Source organism: Streptomyces sp. NPDC090499, assembly GCF_044769305.1.
GTDB lineage: Bacteria > Actinomycetota > Actinomycetes > Streptomycetales > Streptomycetaceae > Streptomyces.
This window is the reverse complement of record NZ_JBIVXP010000027.1, coordinates 84,875-100,370: the sequence shown is the minus strand read 5'-3', so window position 1 is coordinate 100,370 and position 15,496 is coordinate 84,875. Positions and strand designations below refer to the sequence as shown.

General features: G+C 68.3%; 12 protein-coding genes. 3 read left to right on the top strand and 9 right to left on the bottom strand.

From position 1 onward, the window contains the following. Positions 1-172: 172 nt before the first annotated feature. The 4 genes from ACIQVL_RS47410 to ACIQVL_RS47395 form a co-directional block, all read right to left on the bottom strand. Complete coding sequence (locus ACIQVL_RS47410) at positions 173-889, bottom strand: hypothetical protein (RefSeq protein WP_403478711.1); 717 nt, start codon at positions 887-889, stop codon at positions 173-175. Next, entirely contained in the window at positions 886-1,749 is an 864-nt protein-coding gene (locus ACIQVL_RS47405; protein WP_403478710.1) for a hypothetical protein, read from the bottom strand. The genes ACIQVL_RS47410 and ACIQVL_RS47405 overlap by 4 nt, the downstream gene beginning before the upstream one ends. Before the next feature lie 209 nt (positions 1,750-1,958). Continuing rightward, on the bottom strand, positions 1,959-2,093 hold the full coding sequence (locus tag ACIQVL_RS47400) for a hypothetical protein (RefSeq protein ID WP_403478709.1): 135 nt from the start codon (positions 2,091-2,093) through the stop codon (positions 1,959-1,961). Beyond that, positions 2,090-2,356 carry a hypothetical protein gene (locus tag ACIQVL_RS47395; protein ID WP_403478708.1) on the bottom strand — a complete coding sequence of 89 codons (267 nt, stop codon included), beginning with the start codon at positions 2,354-2,356 and terminating at the stop codon, positions 2,090-2,092. The genes ACIQVL_RS47400 and ACIQVL_RS47395 overlap by 4 nt, the downstream gene beginning before the upstream one ends. 173 nt (positions 2,357-2,529) lie before the next feature. Between ACIQVL_RS47395 and ACIQVL_RS47390 the strand changes: the two genes are divergently transcribed. After that, a complete protein-coding gene (locus ACIQVL_RS47390) occupies positions 2,530-6,201 on the top strand; it encodes a hypothetical protein (RefSeq protein ID WP_403478713.1) in 3,672 nt (1,223 codons plus the stop codon). 168 nt (positions 6,202-6,369) lie between these two features. On the opposite strand, the gene ACIQVL_RS47385 is transcribed toward ACIQVL_RS47390, so the two are convergent. Genes ACIQVL_RS47385 through ACIQVL_RS47370 form a run of 4 tightly spaced genes read right to left on the bottom strand, consistent with a single transcriptional unit; the run spans position 6,370 to position 11,725 of the window. Continuing rightward, positions 6,370-8,028, bottom strand: coding sequence for a PQQ-binding-like beta-propeller repeat protein (locus ACIQVL_RS47385; RefSeq protein ID WP_403478707.1), 1,659 nt, complete (start codon positions 8,026-8,028; stop codon positions 6,370-6,372). Between the two features lie 40 nt (positions 8,029-8,068). After that, positions 8,069-10,057 (bottom strand): DUF3732 domain-containing protein, encoded by a 1,989-nt coding sequence (locus ACIQVL_RS47380; protein WP_403478706.1) that lies wholly within the window; start codon positions 10,055-10,057, stop codon positions 8,069-8,071. Between the two features lie 5 nt (positions 10,058-10,062). Next, the gene (locus tag ACIQVL_RS47375) at positions 10,063-10,542 is read right to left on the bottom strand and encodes a three component ABC system middle component (RefSeq protein ID WP_403478705.1); all 480 of its coding nucleotides are present in this window, start codon (positions 10,540-10,542) and stop codon (positions 10,063-10,065) included. Then, the gene (locus ACIQVL_RS47370; RefSeq protein WP_403478704.1) at positions 10,535-11,725 is read right to left on the bottom strand and encodes an ABC-three component system protein; all 1,191 of its coding nucleotides are present in this window, start codon (positions 11,723-11,725) and stop codon (positions 10,535-10,537) included. Before ACIQVL_RS47370 ends, ACIQVL_RS47375 begins: the two co-directional genes overlap by 8 nt. Positions 11,726-12,169: 444 nt before the next feature. On the opposite strand from ACIQVL_RS47370, the gene ACIQVL_RS47365 reads away from it, so the two are divergent. Continuing rightward, positions 12,170-12,946, top strand: a complete 777-nt coding sequence (locus ACIQVL_RS47365) for a hypothetical protein (protein WP_403478703.1) — start codon at positions 12,170-12,172, stop codon at positions 12,944-12,946. A 128-nt stretch (positions 12,947-13,074) separates the two neighbouring features. After that, positions 13,075-14,337, top strand: a complete 1,263-nt coding sequence (locus ACIQVL_RS47360; protein ID WP_403478702.1) for a hypothetical protein — start codon at positions 13,075-13,077, stop codon at positions 14,335-14,337. A 125-nt stretch (positions 14,338-14,462) separates the two neighbouring features. Here the strand turns inward: ACIQVL_RS47360 and ACIQVL_RS47355 are convergent, their stop codons facing one another. Further along, positions 14,463-15,491: a TniB family NTP-binding protein gene (locus ACIQVL_RS47355; protein WP_403478701.1), complete on the bottom strand. Its 1,029-nt coding sequence runs from the start codon at positions 15,489-15,491 to the stop codon at positions 14,463-14,465. Positions 15,492-15,496 lie beyond the last annotated feature (5 nt).

Here is a 15,496-nt window from a genome sequence, read left to right as displayed (position 1 = left end):
CCACCCTGCGGGCAGGGAACGAAAGCCCATCGGCGCACGCCCCCCGGCGCACTCCCTGACCTTGATCGGCTACACCACGACAAGGGACGCCATCGTCAAGACCGGATCGGCACGGCGACGATGCCGTTTCACTGAGACGCCGCCGGCGCAGGGCAGCCGCGGGGGCTCGGGCTCAGGACACAGCCGGTCCCAGATTGAGGTTGTTCTCCTCCGCACGCAGGTAGGGGGAACGGCGCTGGAACGCCTCGTAGCGGCCCTGCATGTACCGGCTGGCTTCCTCAGGTGATGGCTCCGCGGCAGGCCTTGGGGGCCAGGGCAGACTGCTCAGGTCACACAGAGCCAGAGCGAGGGCGTCTCGTGGATGCACGGGTGAGTTTGCCGCCTGCTGCTGGGCCAGTGAGCAATGGTGCAGCAACGCCGGCTCCAAGCGGTGGAGTTGCAGAGGGTCGAAGATGGCCAGCACGCGGTTCGTGGTGTACGGGGGCACCAGCCGGAAGCCGATGTGCCCGGCATAGGTGAGCAGAGGCAGGGGGTGCGCGGCGTCGTCGGGCAACGCACCGAGGACCTTGCTCCAGTTCTGCGCGAGCAGCCACTGCTCAAGAGCCCGTGCCGCGTCTGCGGGACTGTTGCTGGGCGCGGTGGCCATCACGTGGCGGACCACGCTCCAGTACTCCTCCTCGGCGTCCAGGCGAGCCTGCCCGAGGTTGGCGAGGAAGTCGGGGAGCACCTCGGCCGGCAGTGCGATGCAGGCGAGCTGTCCGGTTTCCCGCCCTGCTCGCAATGTCAGGTTGCCGTGGGAGGAGCCGATCTCGAGAAGGTCGACGACGAGGGTCCTGCGCCCCACAGTCCCGCTACGTGAACGGGACGGGGGCCTGCGGCGCTTGCTCATGCGGCCGTTCCTTCCACCTCGATGCCGCCCGCGGGCCGGGCCGGACGCCGCACTGTGATCGGGCTATAGACGAGAGCCCTTGGAGCCACGGAACGCGGGGAGGCGGGCGTGACCTCGAACTGGGCGGAGAGAAGGGCGAGAAGTTCGCCGGCGGCACTGCGAGCGGCCGAAAGGAGCGCGGCGGCCAGCTCCCGGTCGTAGTCCTCGATCGACTCGTTCCAGGCGCACTCCCGCAGTCGCTCCGCGTCGTCCTCCTGGTCGGTCCATCGCAGCTCCACCGTCACGCCGAACCGGCCGCCGTTGCGCACACGGGTACGCCAGGCCAACTCCGGCCGTGTGCGGATCAGCTCCTGCACTTCGCGGAACAGTGCGGGGGCGTCGATCAGGCGGGCCACGGACTGGGCATCCAAATAGCCTGCGACGGCTTGGGTGATGATGCCAAGGCCCAGCCCCTCGTTGTGGGCTTTCACAATGAGCGCCTCGAGGCTGCGGTGAGCTTCATACACGCCGAGCTGCGCAGAGTGCAGACGGCGGGTGAGTGCCTCCAGCCGTAGGGCTTCGCGAGCCTCGGCGATGTCGTCCGGGGCCGCCTGGCAGATGGCGGAGGGGGCCACCGAGGTCTGGTCACAGACCTGGGCGCAGGCACGGACCTGCACATCCGGCTGATCGGTGTGGGCCTGCAGGACGGATGGGAGGTTCTTCCGCAGCACTCTCTGCGCGAGGTCGTCGACACCGTCACACATTCCTTCGTCAGCGAGATACACGCCGGGCGGATCGGCTTCCTCCTCAAACTGCTCGTAGTGCTGCCACTCGGTGGCGCCGGGTGACTGGGTTTCGAGCCAGCACTGGTAAAGGATCACGAGCTGTCCTTCCTGGGAAAGATCGAGTTGACCTGTATGCACTGCTGTTGGTGGATGCAGGAGCGGCGCGCGGGGCAGGGCCGAGGGCCCACGGCGGAGCCGCGTGAGACGGAAACCGAACCGTGCGGCCACTGGTGGGATGGCATGGCACCCGCCCGTCGGCGAGCCCTCGTGCAGTGCAACGAGCAGATGAAAGGACGGGATGCGCGTCAGACCTGCAGAATCGGATCGCCGTCGAAGCAGCCTGCCAGCCGCTTGTCGAGGAGTTCGTCGGTGATGGCCTCGATGCCGGTCTCGATGACCTTCGGGGTGACCTGGCAGACGAGGTAGGACAGTAGCTTCATGCTTCGTTGCCCGGGTGGCGTGGCTCGCCCTGCGCTCGCTGGTGAACGGTCGGGGCAGCGTCAGCAGGAGGAGGCGACGGCAAAGCGGAGAGCGGGGAGCCGGCGACATCGCGCAGACCTTGTAGGAGTTGCGCGAGAACGGCGGCGGCTGCCTGCCGGCGTGCGGGCTGCGTGGACCACACCGCGGGGAGTATGACGCCCGTGAACACGAAGAACACCAGGGCCAGCACCAGAGCCGGGACAGGGGCGGTGAGCCAGGACATGCGCACTCCTCAAAGGGGATGGGGGTTGTGTCGCATCGACCGTGACGGACGGCAGCCCCGGGCCGGGGTTTCGCTGAAAAGTCCCAAAGCAGACGGCAGTTGGTGCAGGTCACTCCTTACGCTGCCAGAGGTCACACTGAATCAGCGGGAACGGCGGGGGTGGGTGCTTGAGCGTGGGGGAGACCTCGGGACCGGTAGCAGTCTTCTGCAAGCTGCTGGGACGCCTGGTGAGCGAGCGCGGCATACAGCAAAGCGACTTGGCCCGCGCCGTGAACCGCAGCCCCGCCGCCATCTCCATGCTGCTTAACGGGCACCGCTCCACCCTGCCCCCCTGGGACGACGTCGCCCGCATCGTGGAGTACTGCCACCAACGCGCCACCACCCCGCCGTCCGGGCTCACCCCCGACCTGGCCTACTGGCGCCACCGCCACCATGAGGCGGAAACCGACGCTGACCAGGCGCCACCGCCACCGCGCGCCGCCAAACCGCCCGCCTCGCCACCTGCCGAGACCATCCCCGACGACTTCGTGAACGCCGTGAACGTCCTCGTCGGAGAAAGGCGGGGCTTCGACCGGCTGGCCGCAGAACTGCTGGAGCCGCTGAAGCTGCACGGCGCCATCGTCACCGACCTGAACGCCGTGCTGGAAGGTTTCGCCGACCGGGTACGGGCCAGTTGCGCCACCACCCGAACTGCCCTGCTGCGCGCGGCCGATCTGGTCATCCTGGTCACGGCGTTCTGCGAGGCCGTGGGCACCTCAGGCACCTACTACACGACAGAGCTCGGGCACGAGCAGGCCGACCTCACCGGCGACGTGGTGGCCGAACTGGAGCGTGTCACCCTGGGATCGCAGCGGGTCAGGCATTCCGCCGACCTGCGCGCGGAAATCGCCGCCGCCTACGCCTACGCGGCTGACACCGTGTGCGACGAAAGCGGCGTAGGCGGCCAGCGGCCGGACAAGCTCGCGCACCGCGCCTGGCGTCGCTACCAAGCCCTGCTGGCCCAGGTGACATGGGAATGTCCCGAACTGCGCCTGACCTCCGAGACGGAAGACCCGCCCGAAGCCATCAACCCGCCCGAGACCGTGACACCGGCCACCTCACCCAGCCGGGGCCTTGCCGGACTGTCCCGGCTACTGGAGACCTTCGCCCAGGACAACAGCGCCCCGGCCCCCGCGCACCAGCAGCAACTCCGTGCCCCCCTTGCCCAGGTCGACGAGTCGGGCCCGCGCATCCCTGACCTGGAAACCGGCTACATCAACCCCGCCTTTCGCGTGGCCGGCCGCTCAGGTGACCGTGCCCTGGCCCGTGAGGACTGGTGGCAAGTCCAGCCGCTGTGGGACGACCTGGAGGACTTCCTCGCAGCCCACCTGCTCACCGAGGACGCCACTCGTGCGCCGCTGCTGATCCTGGGCCATCCCGGATCGGGCAAGTCGCTGCTGACCAAGCTGATCGCTGCCCGGCTGCCCGCAGCAGAGTTCTTCTGCCAGCGCGTCGAACTGCGCCACCTGCCCGCAGACCTGGGCATCCAGGAACAGCTCGAGGAGGCCGTGCTGCGCTCCACCGGCCGGCGCACACCCTGGCCGGACGTCACCGCCCCGGACACAGGCGTCGTCAGAGTCGTCCTCCTGGATGGTTTCGACGAACTGCTCCAGGCTGCGGCCGACCACACGGATCCCACGCGCCACTTCGCCTACCTGCAAAGCGTGCAGCAGTTCCAGCAGCGCGAGGCCGACCACGCCCGCCCCACGATCGTGATCGTCACCAGCCGCACCGTGGTCGCCGACCAGGCGCTGACCCCGTATCCCAGCACCGTCATCCGCCTGGAACCCTTCGACGCTGACCGCATACGCGGCTGGCTCCACGTCTGGAACACCACCAACCGCCGCTACTTCTCCACCCACGCCCTGCAGCCCCTCACCTGGGATGTGGTGGGCCGTCACGAAGAACTCGCCGGCCAGCCGCTACTCCTGCTCATGCTCGCCCTCTACGACGCCTCCGACAACGATCTGCACCTGCTGCACGGTGCGGGCATCCAACGCCTGGGCCTGTACGAGCGGCTCCTGACCGAGTTCGTGCGCCGCCAGGTGACCAAACACAACGCCCTGCCGACCGAGACCGAAGCCGCCCGCGTCGCCCACGAACTGCAGCGCCTGTCCGTCATTGCGATCGGCATGTTCAACCGTCACCGGCAAGGCATCGCCGCCACCGACGCCGAGAACGACCTGGCTGCCCTGCTCGACGCCGCTCCTGCCGACACCACGCCACTGCTGTTCGGCCGCTTCTTCTTCATCCACGAAGCTCAGGCAGTCGTCACCGGCCACGAACGTAGAGCCTACGAATTCCTGCACGCCACCTTCGGCGAATACCTGCTGACCCGCCTCGTCACCGGCGAACTGCGCCACCTCCTGGCCACCACCAGCCCGGACAGCGACCATCCCGTCGACGACGGCCGCCTGTACGCGCTGCTCTCCCACGTTCCACTCACTGACCGAGCCGAAGTCGTACGCAACACCAGCGAACAACTCACCCGCCTCACCCAGGCACAGCGCGAGCACCTGACCACGCTGCTGACCAGCCTCTTCAACCAGACGCCCGGCGACACCCACCACCGCACCCACGTGCCCTACCGCCCCGCCCCCACCCACCGCACCCAGCAAGACGCCGTCTACAGCGCCAACCTGCTCCTGCTGGCCGTCCTGGCCCACTCCACCCTCCGCGCCTCCGCCCTTGTGAGTAGCCGCAACACGGTCGACTGGTGGCGCCGGCACGCCCTGCTGTGGCGCTCGCAGTTCAGCGATGGATCCTGGGACGCCTTCACCCGCACCCTGGCTGCCGAGCCCTTCACCGATCCCGTCACCGGCCACAGAGACCTACTGGTGGGGCTTTCCACGCACCGGCCCGAACAAGAACTCGCCTGGACCGTGAACCTCGCCACCCGGGACGACGCCACGGCACAGACCTTCCAGTATCTCGACGGCGCTGCTCCAGCCGACCTGTACCGGCCGGCGGCCTTCACCTACGACCTCGGCGCACAGCACGTGTTACACGCTGTGGCACCGATCCTGCACCAGATGCCCACCGCCCTGGAGACCTACCACGGGGTCGACCGCACCCGCAGCCTGTCCCTCGCACATGCGCTGATCTCCCTGCTGTACCGGCCCACCGACGATCTCTGGCCGCCCGGCACCCCCTACGCCGAACTCCTTCTGATGCTGCGGAGCCTGTCCGGCGACGAGCGCCTGCTGGCTGCGGACATCCTGGGCCGCCACCTTCTCCACGCCGCCGCCGACCTGCCCGCGGCCACCGTCATCGACATCCTCGACCAGCTGACCACCATCCAGTTCACCAGCGCCGGCGGCCTGTCCGCCCCGACCTGGCTGGTCCTCGCCCAGTGCGTCAACGACCTCGCCGGACGCCCGGACATCCCGCACGACCAACTGAACCGGATCACACGCCGCTTCGGTCCCGATGCACCCGCCCTCAATGCCAGCGGCGACCCACTGACCCGACTGCTCTGCCTGTTCACTGAGGCCCAGACCAGCACCATGTGGCACGCGGCAGACCACCCACCGGGCCAGGCCGTGCTCACCGAAGGCATCACCCTGCTGGAGCGGATCCCCCACCCCAGACCGCCCCAAGCCGTGGTCGGCCTGCTCCGCTTGGCCCACGACCTCGGCGCCGACGACTGGCTCGCTCAACGCGCCGAGCAGTTGCTGAAGACACTCACCCGTGACGGACTGCACCGCCTGCGCCCCACCGATGTCGACTGGCTGAAGCACCTCGTACACGACGCGACCCTCCTGGACGAACTGAACCTCGTCACCCGTCTCTGGCGGCAGCAGTGACGGGCTGGCACAGGTGCACGTGTCCGTTGCTCAGGTCCACCAGATGGCCGTGACGTTGTTCGGTGGCTCCGGCACGTTGGCTTCCAGCGACCTCACTGACCGTGACGGCTCCCCGTGATTGCTTTTGAGGCGGGCCGGAGGGAGCCGCGTGCGCGTTGGGCTTGCCTGTCATGCCGTGCGAAAGCTGTGGACGACTCCGCGCCGGTCGGTGATGTACAGAGCGTTTCTCGTGGTGGCCGGTTCTCCTTGGACTTCGGGATCCCAGGTGAGTTCGTCCGACCACAGGCGTCTGCCCGTCTGGATGTCGCAGGCAAGTACGCCGGCTCGGTGGCCGATGCACACGGCGCCGCGGAGGACAAAGGGCTGACCCAAAGCAAGGCCCGGCAGACGCCTGACCCATCGGGGTGTGCTGTCCGCAGCGTCGAACGCCGCGAGTGCACGCCCCATATTCACCACCACGGTGCCGTCTGCCACTACAGGCGAGGCAGCGAGGGGAGCGGCAGTGTCACTCCGGTGACAGGCGCCATCGGTACGGGATATCCGGTACAGGCCGCCTCGCCTGCCGGAGACGTAGAGGTACTCGCCTGATGCGACAGCCGCCGATGACACCGGTGCTGGCAGCGGTGATCTCCACAAAGGACGGCCGCTGCCTAATTCGAGAGCGACCAGGACACTGCTGTCGCCATCAGGGCGCTCCACGATGTACAGCACGCCATCGGCGAGTGTCCATGCGAGTGAGACGGCAGCGTCAGCTCGGTGGCGCCATATCTCCGCACCGTCCGTCGTGGCCAGCACCACCACCTCACGGCCGGCCGACTCCGCGGACGGAGTGCTGCCGGGCGACGCGGTGCGCAGAGTGCACACCGCGTCGTCGTTGACGAGGATCGGGGCAACGAGCCGCTGATGATCTGGCGGGGACACCCAGCGGAGCTTGCCACTGCGGGTGTCCAGCGCGTAGATCCTGCCCTCCTCGTCTGGGGCGTAGAGCGATTTCGATGCGTAGACGGCGAGGTCATCACGCACGCGGAGGGACTGCTCCCAGCGTGTGCGCCCGGATGCAAGCGTCAAGGCGCGCAGCCGGCCGGCTGTCGCGGACGCGTAGACGGCTTCGTCACCGAATGGACTGATCCGATTGAAGGCCGTTCTGGCGGACCATGCCTCGGCGCCCGACACTGCATCGAACACGCGGATCAGGTGGTTGTGGCGCACCACCGCATACCCTTCGACCACCTGCGGCTGCCAGGCGTCAGATGCAGCCGTGGCCTTCGTCCACTGCAGCACCGGTGCGCGGAACACCGATGCCCGGCCTCGGCCTGGCCGCGCATGCGAAGGCGTGCCCGCCACCGGATCACTGCCGGCCAGGCCCGCAAGGCACTTCTCGGGAGCGTCGGTGAACTCCTCGATGTGCGCGATGAACGCATCGATCGACGCGGTACACAGCTCGTTCTCCCGGGGGACAGGAACCCAACTGGGAGCTATGGACAAGGCGTTGAGGTGCAGGGTGAGGTTGATCCAGAACATGCGTTGCTCGTCGACGTCGTAAACCACCCCGATCACGGGGACCTTGCTCGACTTCCAGTCCGTGAAGTGATGCCCGACCGGGATCGCGTAGCCGCGGGCACGTTTGTATTTCTTGCCCGCCTTGACCTGGGCGGTGAAGGAGTACCCCGTTCTCTTCCGCTGCCGGGTCAGCATCACGAAGCAGTCCTCGCCGTGGTCAGTGCCGTCGGCGATCTCTTGCACGAGGTGGTCGTGTTCATCGAGGAACGACCGCAGCGCATTGACCCCAGCCCGCTCGATGCGTCGATTCGGGGGGACAGTTGCCATCCACTTCCCTCGGTCATTGCCGCCAGCGCGTCCGCCCGGGCTAGCTCGCGCTGCCGCCGTGCTGGTCGATCCATTCCTGCGGGATGAGAGCGTCACCGTCACGCCAGTTGTAGCGCACGCGGTCCTGGAACCAGGACTCGGGCAGGTTGGCATGGTCGCTGACGATGATCTGGAATCCGCCGCCGAGCTCGTCGACCACATCCCGCATCAGCTCGAACAGGCGCAGGACTGCTTCCCGGTCCTCGTCCCGGGCGGGGACGTCACGCATGCCCGCCTGCTTGGCGACGTCGGAGGGGTAGTAGGGCTGGGTGGGCTGGTCCAGCATGAGCAGGCGCGGCACAGGCCGACCGTGCACGACGAAGTACTGGTGCAGGGCCAGGTGCGCCACCAGGTGGTAGCCCACCCAGTTCTTTCCGCTGCCGATTCGCATCAGCTCGGCCACGCCCTCGTCGGAGTCCGTCACCACGGTCAGCCGCTTGAGGTCCAGACGCACATGTCGGGTGCCGTGTTCAAGCCTGAGCCGGTCGGCCCACTGCGTCATGTCGCTGCTGATGTAGTTCAGACTGTGAGCGAGACGGTCCTCGACCTCCTGCGGATCCAGTTCCGCCTCCAACCCGGTCACCACCTGCTCGGCCAGCGTGATCTGGGAACGCAGCCGGACCAGGTCGCCGCCCGGGCCGGCATGGTCGAGCTGAGCCAGGTAGGTGTCGATACGGCCTCGTGTGTAGGCCTGCTCCTCGGCCCTGCTCTGCAGCCCGCGGCGGGCAGCCTCCGCCTCCGAGACGACCGACAGGGCGCCTTCGACACCGCGCAGCCGCTGGCGCAACTGGTCGGTCTCCTCCTGGAGCTGACGCAGAGCCCGTTCCCGGCCAGGGCGGGTGGTGCGCACCGCGTCCAACTGCCCGCGCAACTCGTCCCGCATGGCCAGCATGGCGTCGACCGGCGGGTCGGGCTCGCTCAGTTCGCTGCCGCAGGCCGGGCACGCCCGCAGGTCCTGCCCGCCGTCCGGCTGCACGGCAACCAGCTGGGCGGCACCAAGCCGGGACACGCCCCGGTTCACGGCTGAGGTGAACCCGTTCTCGTGGTGTTCCTGGTCGGTCAAGAGCTTGCGCTGATCGGCAACGTCGCGCAGGTTGCGCCGCAACTGGTCGCGTACCTGCTGCAGTTCGAGCTCCCGGCGCCGCTGCTCCTCCTCCCGCATGGGGGTGGGCAGGGAAGCGACGGTGGCGGCACGGCGCAGCGCCTCGATGGCCCCGGCCCGGTCGGCCACCACCTCCACGGCGCCCGCCTCGGGCAACAACCCACGGGTCTCGGCCTCTCGCAAGAGTGTTTGGAGAGTGACGTCCACGTCCTGGTTGAGTGCCTCGGCCGCCTTCAGCTCGCCCTGCAGCCGGCGCAGCGCCCGCCGGGCAGTGGTCAGCTGCTGCTGCATGGCAGCCTGGTCCTCGGCGACCGCGCCGAGGAAGTACGGGAGGGTGGTGCGCAGCGCGGTGCGGATACCGTCCTCGGCCTGGCGGTGAAAAAGCCAGCGCCGGTGCGAGACCTCGTCCTGGTTCTGCAGGCACAGCAGGGCGGCGTGCCCCAGGTGCGCGGTCAGCGGCCCGCTGCCCGGCCCGCCCGTGCCCTCAACGGCCGTGTCCCCGATACCGATCCGGCCGCCCAACTGCTCGCGCACCATGGTGGAGTCGGCATTGACCCGCAGCTGCTCGAAGTCCAGCGGCTCCAGGTCGGCGCCCAGCTCCAGCATCGCGTTGGTCACCGACTTGCGGCCGGGCGCTGGGGCCTTGCGCGCCACGAACGCGCGAGTGTCCGGCAACTGGAACAGAGCGGCGTACCAGGAAACGGTCCGGCTGATCGGGCCGATGGGCAGCGTCACCTCGTCGCGGCCCATGCAGAAGTCCACGATGTCCAGCAGCGCGCTCTTGCCGGTTTGCGAGGTGCCAGTGACGATATTCAGCTCGCCCAGACAAAAGTCCAGGACCCGCTTCTCGCCGCTCTTGCTGTAAAGAATGATCGACCGCAGCTGCACGCCGCTTAGGGTCTCACACCCAGCAACGCGAAGACCGTCGACGGCTGCTCGGTGCGCGCGGTCCACCGGCCGACCAGTTGCGCCTTGCGTACGAGCTCACCCAGCTCGCCCTCGAGCCGGGACACCCCGCGCAACGTGCCGCGCACCCGGCCCCCCTGCAGTTCCAGCAGGCCGTGCCGCAGCCCGAAGCGCAGCCCTTCCTGTACCACTGGAGCAAGGGAGGCCGCACGCTGCGGCAGGCCGGCCACCAGCACCGGATTGCGGGCCACCCAGGACGACAGATGTGTGGACACCGCCGTGGGCAGCGCGCGCCGGGTGGGCCCGTGCATTACCAGCGGCGGGGTCAGTGTGACCAGCGGCCACACCATCAGCTCACCGCCGCTCTCACGTTCGTAGGCCGCTGCTGACGCGGCCTGGATGGTGGCCAGCAGCGCAGGATTGAGGAACGCGGCGGCCGCCTGGGGCCGCTGCTGCCAGTTAGCCACGCGCGACTCCGGGCAGGTTCAGGTTCTGCACGCGTTCCTGGAAGCCGGGGTGCCAGCCGATGCGTCCGCGGTCGGCCAGCTCGTGGTGCTTGCCCCGAGAGAAGAACGGCTCGTCGTAACGCTCCCGCACCCGGTACTTGGTCTGATCGAGAGCCCAGCGCAACAGAGCGGACCCCGCCTTCTTGCGGTCCTGCTCCGTCGCGTCCTCATCGAGGCTGTCGAGCATCCAGTCGAACTCGCGCCCCCACTCGTCCCTCAAGTTGTCCTCGAACCGTTCCAGTTCCTCAATCCCGACCAGATCGTCCTCGAGCCACAACACCGTCTGGGTGTAGGCGCGGTAGTAGTCCACCATCGCCTTGTCCAGCTGCCGGGTGGCTCCCACCCACCGCAGTTGGTGCAGGAAACACGCGTCGGTCAGCTCGTCGCGCGCCTCGTCGGTGAACGCGTCGCGCTCCACCAAGGTCGGCAGTCGGTCAGAGGTGTAGTCGTCCCGGATCCGGCTGATCTGATGGACCAACCGGTCCACGGACACACTTGTCATTCGTTTGCGCAACATCGTCACCGTCTGCTCATGCCACCAGGCCCACAACTGACGCATGAACGAGTCCTCATGCCCCTGAGGCAGCGTGGTGCGCAACTTGCTGCGCACCGCCCGGTCCACGTCATCAATGGTGATCACGGAGTCGATGACACGCATCCGGCTGACGAACACCGCCCGCTGCGCCATCGGCAGCTGCAAGAACGCCTTCCGGGCCGCGGCGGACTCTCTCGCCCTGGACTCGGTGGCCGCCGCGTTCAGCAGTCTCAGCGCCACATCCGCCCCCTCACCCCCGGACCGCAGCGCAGCCATCGCCGAGCCGGGCCGTGCCTGCTGCGTGGTCACCAGCGTCAGCCACGGCCCCTCTGCGTCCCCCGGCGCATGCGTGTCCATCCATGCCTGGAGGGTGCGCCACACGTCGTCGTCCTTGTCACCGAGCGTGCGGGCCGTCTTCAGATGGTGCTTCACCTGCAACAGGTCGACGGCCGCGCCGTCCTCGTCCCAGGCCACATCATCGTGCAACTCCAGGCTGATGGCCCCGTCGGGGCGCTGCTCCGCTCCCCGCAGCAGCTCCAGCAAGGCCCACTGCGACTGAAACAGGTAGCCCAAGGCAGAGGAGGAAGCCTCGTGAACGGCGGACGTCATGCCTCAGTCTCCCGACGTGTCAGGCACGGTGTCCACCGCGCCACACCTATGCGTGAACATCAGTTCTATTATTGAGATCGCGGGCGGCCACGCAACCGCAGCCCCCGTCGCCGTGCGCGGCGCCACCCGCGGCCGGCACAGCGAGAAGGCCCGCGACTGCCGCACCGCCTGTCCGAACCCGACCGTCAACCTCATGCCGGGACGGCTGGTTGACATGACGTCATCGCGGCATGGATGCGCTGCACCCCCTTGCCGCGACGACGCCCGCCCGCACTGTGCTGATACCGCCGCCTTGTGGGATCGCGTGAATGCTCGACCATCACACGAAGTGGCCATAAGGCGATCACATCCACTGCTCTTCGTTTCATCGGTCGTTGTCCCGGCGGAGAGACACCGTCGGCCAAACAGGCCCGGCCATCTCCGTGGAGAAGACAGGGGGCACCCATGGGACGTACGAAGAAGAACAAGCCACGCCACAAGCTGCGGGGTCTGCACGACGCCAGCCAGCGCCGAAGCGCCAGGACACGCGCGGCGCCGATCGCCTGGACGCCTCTGAAGCAGTCATGCGGCTGCGTGGTCGACTGGGGATGGAGCAGCCAGACCGCCGACCCAATGACGTTCACGAACTGGTACATCAGCCGCCTGACCGTGCCCTGCCCCTGGCACACTGATTCCGTGGCCGGGGCATCCGGCGTCGCTCTGCCGGACGAGATGGTCCTCCAACCGCACGGCACCAGCGTGCTCCTGCACGGGCGCAGGGCCGCCGCCGACCGCCACGAACTCGGCGGCGAACTCGCCTCCCGTCTCACCCACGTGCTGGAGAAGGCGCGGCAAGGAGAGGCTGCGCTCCTGGACGATGCGCCTGCCGGATTCCGCAGCTGGCTGATCGCCAACACTCCCGACCCCGCCCAGGCCTGGCTCGACCATGAACTGTGCGAGATCGTCCTTAACCAGGGTCGCTCCGCCCTGCCGCGGGAACGGCTCGAGCAACTGCCCGAACAGTTCGTTTCCCCTTCCCCCGCGAGCACCCAGCCGGAGAGCGCGGCCTGCAACATCTGCTCCTTCTCCGCCGCCAACGGCGGCATCCTGTGCGCCTGCGGACATGACTGGGCGTGTCACCCCGGCGAGGTACTGCTGGGCGAGCCGTGCTCGCACTGCCCCTGCACCAACATGGACCACGCCTGGGCCATCGCCCACGCCAGCAAAGGACCGACCCAGTGAACGCCCTTCCCTTGCCTGCCTCCTGTCCGCCGGCACCCGCCCCCGCCTCCGCCCCCTGCACGGTTTCCGTGTGGGAGCTCCTCCACGAGGCCCTGCACGCGGAGGCTCACCGTTGCGAGGGAGGCGCAATGACCTACACATCCGGCCTGTTGGGTGTCCCCGTGGCCCGCGACAGCCTCCTAGCCCTTGCCGACCTGCTGGCTTCCTCCCACAGCGGCCTGGAAAACAGGATCCTGTGCCTGGAAAGTCACGACGAAGAAGGAACCATCCTGGCCGAGAGCGCGAGCCGGGCCAGGCGTTTCAGGCTGGGCCGCGGTTACTGGCCCGGGGTACATCGGCTGTGCCGGCAGACCGGATGCCGCCGAGAACTCGTCCCGCACCGAACCCTGTGTGACACCCATATGAAGGCTGCTGGCCCACCGGCGGTGCGGGATCAGACCAGCCTGGTCGCCGAGGGCATCCGCATAGACCGTGAGGCCGCGGACTCCACCGGCAATGAGGCGATGCAGCAGCTGATGAAGGCCGCGCTCGCCGTGGGCATTCCGGCAGCAGACCACGCCCGCTACTTCGCCGAGCGACTCCACCTGGCCGATGCCGACACGGCGGAGGATTGGGACTACGACGAGCACGAGCATGAGATCCGCCAGGACGAAGTGCGTCTTCTGCTCTGCATCGGAGCCCTGTCCCAGACAGAGCAGGCACCGGCGAATCGCGTCGCTCCCCGGCAGATCGGTCCTGCCGACCCTCGGCAGCTTCCAGGCTCCCCGGACCACTTGATGCTGGACTTCTCTTGCACGACAGGCGGCCTCCAGCCCGGCCGGTCCGATGACGACATCCAGTACTGGCAGGTGGACGTGCACCACCGCGTGCCGGACACCGCCCGCCGCACCGGGGAGCACGATCTGGGACAGGTCGGTCAACTGGCCTTGCTGAGGGTCGGCTGGGGGCAGGACCCTCACATGCTGGACAGCCAGGGCGCCGAGTTCAGCGCGGGCCTGACCGCGCGGGCCGCCTACGATGCCGTCGACGACCCTGACAGTACGATCCACCAGCTGGGCCTGCGTGAGGACGGTGACCTGCTGCTCCTGCTCAAGGTGGAACTGGACCCGGCCTGGCGGGGATTCGGCCTCGGTGCCTTCCTCACCCGCCAAGCCCTTCACGTGCTGGCCCGCGGTTGCCGGGCGGTCGCCACCACCTGCGTCGAGGACACGGACTCGGCCGCAGGCCGCCTTGCGCTGGCGGCAGGGTTTTGCCCCGTCAGCCCGTTGCTGGCCGTGCTCGACCAATCCGGCGGCCGTCAGACTCTGCAGGAACGCCTTCTGCAGAGGCATCACCTGGACCGTCTCGTCTCCCTCTGTGATCCGGACCGCGACGCTGTGCCGCCCTTCTGACCGTGTCACGCTGGCCAGGGACCTCTGACCGTGCTCTGGCCGGCGTGCACGGCCGACAGGCTGCCGACCGGCCCGCCAGTTCACCCTGGCGGGCCGTCGCATCTGCCGCATGATGCGGTGTCTGGTCACCATTGCCGGAGCGGGTCGTCGTCGAAGCGGCCCACCAGCTGGTTGTCCAGCAGTTCCTCGGTGATGGCCTCGATCCCGGTCTCGATGGCTTCTTGCGCGCTCTGGCAGACGAGGTAGGACAGCGGCTTCATGTAGCCGCCGGTACGGCGGTGCAGGTGGGCAGCGAGCTTGAGCAGGTCGCCCGGACGGTGGTGGTGCAGGCGCAGGTCCTGGTCAAGTGCCTTGACGACCTGGTGGAACAGCTCGTAGTCGTCAGCACTGTAGGGGATCGGGTTGACCGCCAGAGTAGGGATGCCGCCCGCACCGCCGTCGGGCGGGTCGGGCCGCTTGCCGCGCCGGGCCTCGTTGACGATCTCCCGGGAACCCGGCCCGCAGTAGACGAAGGACACGTTGCATTCGTCGGCGAGGTAGCCGAAATAGTCGAAGGCCGTCTTCAGCTCGCAGTTGTCCAGCCGGTCGATGCCGTCGACGAGGACCAGGCGGGTGCCGCGGGATTTCATGACATGGCAGACGGGCCCGGTCATGTCGGTGCTGCGCTGGCTGGTCTCGGGGTCTTTGGTGTGCTTGTGGCCCAGGAACTCCGCGAACGGGACCGACATGTCCAGCCTGCTGCTCGGGGCCAGCGGGGTGTTGATGTGGATGACCGGGATCCGTTTAGTGTCGGCGGGCAGCCGATCGCGGATGACGCCTTCGAAGGCGCGGCCGATCTGCCGCAGCACCGTGGTCATCCCGGTCTCGCCCGGCCCGTCGACGGCCAGATGCAGCGGGCCCTCGCTACGGGGGCCGCCCACCAGCCACAGCCGCCGTGCAACCGCGACCGCCTTCTTCAGCGCCGGCGTCTGCACGGTGCGCATCGTTGCGTGGTAGTGAAGGCGTGGGTCGTCGGACCCGACAGGGTCTTCCGTCTGCGGGCAGGTTGCCAGGTCGGGCGGGTCGATGACGCGGCCGAGCTGGGCCTGCCAGCCCGGGCGGGTGGTCGGCGGCAGGAACCGGTCGGTTGCGGCAGGGATTTCAGGGAACGGCATGGCGT

Coding starts and splice junctions, on each gene's coding strand:
- ACIQVL_RS47395 (WP_403478708.1), bottom strand. CDS start 2,356: ATGTCCTGGCTCACCGCCCCTGTCCCGGCTCTGGTGCTGGCCCTGGTG.
- ACIQVL_RS47370 (WP_403478704.1), bottom strand. CDS start 11,725: ATGACGTCCGCCGTTCACGAGGCTTCCTCCTCTGCCTTGGGCTACCTG.
- ACIQVL_RS47355 (WP_403478701.1), bottom strand. CDS start 15,491: ATGCCGTTCCCTGAAATCCCTGCCGCAACCGACCGGTTCCTGCCGCCG.
- ACIQVL_RS47385 (WP_403478707.1), bottom strand. CDS start 8,028: ATGGCAACTGTCCCCCCGAATCGACGCATCGAGCGGGCTGGGGTCAAT.
- ACIQVL_RS47365 (WP_403478703.1), top strand. CDS start 12,170: ATGGGACGTACGAAGAAGAACAAGCCACGCCACAAGCTGCGGGGTCTG.
- ACIQVL_RS47400 (WP_403478709.1), bottom strand. CDS start 2,093: ATGAAGCTACTGTCCTACCTCGTCTGCCAGGTCACCCCGAAGGTCATC.
- ACIQVL_RS47360 (WP_403478702.1), top strand. CDS start 13,075: ATGACCTACACATCCGGCCTGTTGGGTGTCCCCGTGGCCCGCGACAGC.
- ACIQVL_RS47410 (WP_403478711.1), bottom strand. CDS start 889: ATGAGCAAGCGCCGCAGGCCCCCGTCCCGTTCACGTAGCGGGACTGTG.